Origin of the sequence: Yeguia hominis (assembly GCF_014384705.1) — a bacterium.
Taxonomy (GTDB): Bacteria; Bacillota; Clostridia; order Oscillospirales; family Acutalibacteraceae; genus Yeguia; species Yeguia hominis.
This window is the reverse complement of the sequence record NZ_JACRSN010000043.1, coordinates 1-3,556: the sequence shown is the minus strand read 5'-3', so window position 1 is coordinate 3,556 and position 3,556 is coordinate 1. Positions and strand designations below refer to the sequence as shown.

Genomic DNA, 3,556 nt, shown 5'->3' with positions numbered 1-3,556 from the left:
CGGATAAACGCTGAAAGCATCTAAGCGTGAAGCCGGCTCCAAGATAAGATATCCCATGGCGTAAGCCAGTAAGACCCCCGGAAGACTACCGGGTTGATAGGCTGCGAGTGTAAGCATGGTAACATGTTCAGCGTGGCAGTACTAATAGGTCGAGGGCTTGACCAAGTGTTTGTTCTTTCCTTTATCTTTCCTTCTTTCCTTTATTCGGTTTTCAGGGCGCAGAGATAAGCACCATTAGCTCAGTTGGTAGAGCACCTGACTCTTAATCAGGGTGTCCCGGGTTCGAGCCCCTGATGGTGCACCAAAGAGGTCCCTGAGGGACGGCAGTGGACGGCCGGTAGAAGACATGGCCCGTTGGTCAAGCGGTCAAGACACCGGCCTCTCACGCCGGTAACGCGGGTTCGATTCCCGCACGGGTCACCAAGAAAGAAAAGAATGTGAGGAGTTAGCGAATTCCCGCATTTTTTTGCATATATTGCATATACTAGGAAATAGATATTCCTCCTTAGCTCAGTCGGTAGAGCATGCGGCTGTTAACCGCAGGGTCGTTGGTTCGAGCCCAACAGGGGGAGCCAGGAAGGACAACATCTTCTTTGAGGATGTTGTCCTTTTTTTGTTTACGATGAATTGCTGTAAGGCGTCAGATGGAAAAACATATGATTCGGGCGCTATGTACTTTGGCTTATCGGCTTTGCTACTGCTTCTGTTCTGTGAAGGAACGATATTTGCTGCCGGCAAACGGGCGCTTTGCTGCTGCAATGCAACGCGTTCACGAGTCAAATTTTATGAACGAAGAATTTGCTGTAGCTGTGGAAGAAAAGTATACAGCTTCCGATATTTGCGTTTTGCACAGGTACTTTTTCCGTATATCAAAAGCGTTGTCGGCATTTGCTTTTTGCTTTACAGGCTCCGCTTCTTAAGGCGCGGCGAGAAGTTGCTCTTTTAAGATATATTTTTGCACAGGATGCGGAAATTGCATTCGGTTGCTTTGCAGAAGGTGATACTGCTGCAGGTAATCCCATGGAGGGGGCCGCCGTGCGGCGCGCAGTACGGACAGGCGTAGGCCAAACCATAGGGAAAAAATCAGTGAAGAAAACGCCATCTCTATGGGTTGTGATTGGATAGAAATTTCAGCCCATGGTTCCCATCCTCAGTGGCAGGGCAAGATTGTTTCGTTATCAGGGCGAAAAGGATATTTAAGCAAACGCGATATTGGATATGGAACCGGGCCGGGATTCAAAGGCTGGAACTGCCGCCATGATTGGTACCCGTTTTTTTGCGGGGATATCCAAAAGAGCATATTCCAATCAGCGGTTAAAGGAACTTTCAGAACAAAAGGTAGTTTACAACGACGAAGAAATCGGTTATTATGAAGCTACGCAGATGCAGCGCGAAATGGAGCGTCGGGTTCGAGCAACAAGGCGGGAACTGAACGGCTACAGCGCCGCTATGAGCGAGGCCGACGAGGATTTAAAGGCAGGAATCCAAAAGGATTTTGACAAAGCTGCTGTAAAGCTGAAACGGCAGGAGGCCGTATATAAGGACTTTTCGTACAAAACCGGAATCAGCACGCAGAATGACCGGCTGCAAACAACCGGGTTTGGAAAGAGCATCTGCCAGAAGGCTGTTTGGGCTAACAAAAATGCTTTTCTGCCCCTCGTGCAAAACGCAAACAATACAGAGGGTAATTTCACCAAAACGCAAATCACGAAGTTGTCTTCTGTCGCGGATTCTTTCCTTGGCAAGTACTGCAAAGAAAAGAGTCATTGGAGTGGAAAAACAATCGTTGATTCATCTGTTCTTCCAGATGGCGTTCTTGGGTGCAAAGAATGGAATTGTGATATTACTCTTGCGGAAAATGCTGATGCTGCATCCAGTATATGTTTTCCGGTTTGTTAAATTTGTGGGGTTAAAAACCGGATTGACAATAACATAGTATTGAATTTTAAGGAGAGATAAAAGTGAAAAAATTTAATGTTTGCTTAAAGTGTCATGGCTTTGTAAAAGAAGAATTAACAGAATGTCCGAAATGTCACGGAGAAGTAATGGATTGGAGTGATTGGATGGAGAAGAACGGAAATCCGAATCACTGGCCGAAATGTCCGGTTTGCGGATCATTTTATTTGACAAAGAATCCAGGCGGGGGAGGACCATATGTTCATTTTTCATTTGGGTGCCAAAATTGTGGCTATCGCTTTTAATGGATGTATTGGTGTTTTAAAGAATTATTGCCAAAGTCCGCGGTACTTCCAAGAGCGTCTTGACACTCGACCGCGGCGCCTGCGCCATTAAGCGCAGATCAGACTTTCTCTTACCGGTGCCGCACGCCGGAAGCCCCGTAAAGTCGTTGAACCTTCTCCCGCGCGGCCCCGTCCGCGCGACGTTTGTATCCCGCTTTTGCGGGACTTAGGAGCTTGGCTGCGGATTGGGCACACCGCCTACTTCTTAGAGCGTTCGCACCTGCCGTTTCCGGCTATGCTGTCGCAAGGCGGCTTTGGCCCTTCCTGCAATTTGAGGCTTGCCGTTTCATGTTTTGAGGATGAAATCCTGCATAACCGCAAGGGACTGCGGCCGGTTATGCACAGGCAAAAAGCTCACCCGGCGCAAAAAGGTTTTTGCTGATGTCGGTGTTGACGGCTTTAATGCGGTCGGAGATTTTCGTCAGAAGGCTGCTTTCCGCGGCCGCAGTAGAAATCTCGACTTCAATTTTGATGGGGTCGAATTTGATTGCCTGAAGCTGGGCGTTGATGGTGCGTGCCACCGCGCCCGAATCGAGGACAGCGCCGATATTCAGTTTTGGATCATCCATAAAAAACCACCTCTCTGAACCCCGGAGCGGCGGATGCCCTCCCGGGTTCCTTGTAATTGCATGTCAAAAAAGGACGCGCTTGCCGTGCGTCCTTTTTCATGCATATTTTCAGGACGCAGAAGGAGCGTTCTCGGTACTGTCAAGATTTATGCGCAAAAATGTTTGCAGACTCCGGCTGAATGAAGTCAGCCAGCAATAGAGGCGTCGTCCATGACCGCCTCCAGGTGCTTCATATTCATGTATTTTTTGCAGCCCCACTGGGTGCCTGCCACATGGCGCAGCCTCGCGCAGACCAGCATCAGGGCGGAGTTCCCGTCAGGAAATGTCCCCACCACACGGGTGCGCCGGCGGATCTCACGGTTCAGCCGCTCGATCACGTTGTTGGTGCGGATGCGCGTCCAGTGCTCGCTGGGAAAATCACAGCAGGTCAGCGTCTCCTCGATGCCGTCCTCAACCTTCTTGGCGGCTTCCTTCAGCTTCATTGTTTTTAACTCGGCAACGACAGCTCTTGCCTTCTCGCGGGAGGCTTTCTTGCTCTCCTGCGCGTGGATCGCCTTGAGCATTTTCGCTGCAATCTTGACCTTTGATTTTGGCACAGCAGAGAAAACATTGCGGTAGAAATGCACGATGCAGCGCTGGTATTTGGCCTCCGGAAACACTTCGCCCACGGCCTCCAGCATCCCCATGCACTTGTCGCCGACGAGGAGCTTTACGCCGTCCAAACCGCGCCCGCGCAGCCACTGGAAG

The 3,556-nt window shown here is 50.0% G+C and carries 5 protein-coding genes, 3 tRNA genes and 1 rRNA gene; 7 read left to right on the top strand and 2 right to left on the bottom strand.

Annotated elements, in window-relative coordinates:
• From IAG03_RS13920 to IAG03_RS13895, 7 genes are all read left to right on the top strand, one after another.
• Window positions 1-165 (top strand): 23S ribosomal RNA (locus IAG03_RS13920); the annotation flags it as partial.
• A gap of 63 nt (window positions 166-228) precedes the next feature.
• Window positions 229-304, top strand: a tRNA-Lys gene (locus IAG03_RS13915).
• A gap of 44 nt (window positions 305-348) precedes the next feature.
• Window positions 349-423: transfer RNA gene (locus IAG03_RS13910), tRNA-Glu, on the top strand.
• A 76-nt stretch (window positions 424-499) separates the two neighbouring features.
• A tRNA-Asn gene (locus IAG03_RS13905) sits at window positions 500-575 on the top strand.
• A gap of 531 nt (window positions 576-1,106) precedes the next feature.
• On the top strand, window positions 1,107-1,373 hold the full coding sequence (locus IAG03_RS14660) for a phage minor capsid protein (protein WP_430472471.1): 267 nt from the start codon (window positions 1,107-1,109) through the stop codon (window positions 1,371-1,373).
• Complete coding sequence (locus IAG03_RS13900; RefSeq protein WP_249320716.1) at window positions 1,258-1,899, top strand: phage minor capsid protein; 642 nt, start codon at window positions 1,258-1,260, stop codon at window positions 1,897-1,899. Before IAG03_RS14660 ends, IAG03_RS13900 begins: the two co-directional genes overlap by 116 nt.
• Window positions 1,900-1,961: 62 nt before the next feature.
• Window positions 1,962-2,201 (top strand): hypothetical protein, encoded by a 240-nt coding sequence (locus IAG03_RS13895; RefSeq protein WP_249320715.1) that lies wholly within the window; start codon window positions 1,962-1,964, stop codon window positions 2,199-2,201.
• A 374-nt stretch (window positions 2,202-2,575) separates the two neighbouring features.
• Here the strand turns inward: IAG03_RS13895 and IAG03_RS13890 are convergent, their stop codons facing one another.
• Entirely contained in the window at window positions 2,576-2,809 is a 234-nt protein-coding gene (locus IAG03_RS13890) for a hypothetical protein (RefSeq protein WP_249320713.1), read from the bottom strand.
• A gap of 185 nt (window positions 2,810-2,994) precedes the next feature.
• The coding region (locus IAG03_RS13885; RefSeq protein ID WP_249320711.1) for an IS256 family transposase at window positions 2,995-3,556 on the bottom strand (562 nt) is incomplete at its 5' end.